This window comes from Leisingera sp. F5 (assembly GCF_001593695.1).
The window spans coordinates 1-1,026 of the sequence record NZ_LUKH01001444.1 but is presented as its reverse complement, the minus strand read 5'-3'; the positions used below and the strand labels follow the sequence as shown (position 1 = coordinate 1,026).

The window sequence follows — 1,026 nt, the reverse complement described above, 5'->3', positions numbered from 1 at the left end:
AACGTCACTATCGGCACCTCTGCCCACCGCCACGACCTGGCAGCGCTGAAAGAACCGCTGCGCAGTCACGGCGGGCTGACTGAACAGGAAGTTCCGTTTATCGTCAACCGTGTCATCGACCTGCCGGATCAGCCCGAAGACCTGCGCAACTTTGACGCTTTCTTTTACGCCACCACCGCAGCGGCGCTGTGAGCCATGAAAGACCAGACCATGACTAACATCGACATCCGCAACGAAGGCATGCGCATCGGCGGCGAGATCGTGTTTACCGACGAAACCGTCCCGGTGCATTACCCCTACACCAACGAAGTGGTGGGATATGTTCCTGCTGGCAAAGCCGAACATGCCCGTATGGCATTTGAAATCGCGGCGAACTACACGCCCAAGCTGACCCGCTACGAGCGCAGCCGGATCCTGCAGCGCGCTGGTGAGCTGATCGGCGAGCGCCGGGAAGATCTGGCCAAATGGCTGACGCTGGAACTGGGCATCTGCCACCAGCACGCCATCTATGAAACCAAGCGCGCCCAGGATGTTTACCAGTTCGCCGCGGCTGAGGCGCTGAAGGATGATGGCGAGATCTTTTCCTGCGACCTCACCCATAACGGCAAGGCGCGCAAGATCTTCACCAAACGCGAGCCGGTCAAGGCGATTTCGGCGATCACCCCGTTCAACCACCCCCTGAACATGGTGAGCCACAAGATCGCACCGTCGATTGCCACCAACAACTGCATGGTCTGCAAACCGACCGAGCTGACACCGCTGACCTGCCTTGCGCTGGCTGACATCCTGTACGACGCGGGCTTGCCGCCGGAGATGTTCCAGGTGGTCACCGGCTGGCCGCAGGACATCGGCGACGAGATGATCACCAATGAAAACATCGACATCATCACCTTCACCGGCGGCGTGCCAGTGGGCAAGATGATCGCCGAAAAAGGCGTCTACAAGCGCCAGGCGCTGGAGCTGGGCGGTAACGATCCGCTGATCGTTTGCAATGACCTGTCCGATACCGATCTGGAAAAGGCCGCC

At 59.7% G+C, this 1,026-nt stretch carries 1 protein-coding gene and 1 pseudogene; both read left to right on the top strand.

Features of this window, described 5'->3' with window-relative positions:
- Nucleotides 1–192: pseudogene (locus tag A2I95_RS42135) on the top strand (phosphonoacetate hydrolase); the annotation flags it as partial.
- 3 nt (nt 193–195) lie between these two features.
- A partial coding sequence (locus A2I95_RS42130; protein WP_291738181.1) for an aldehyde dehydrogenase family protein occupies nt 196–1,026 on the top strand: 831 nt, incomplete at its 3' end.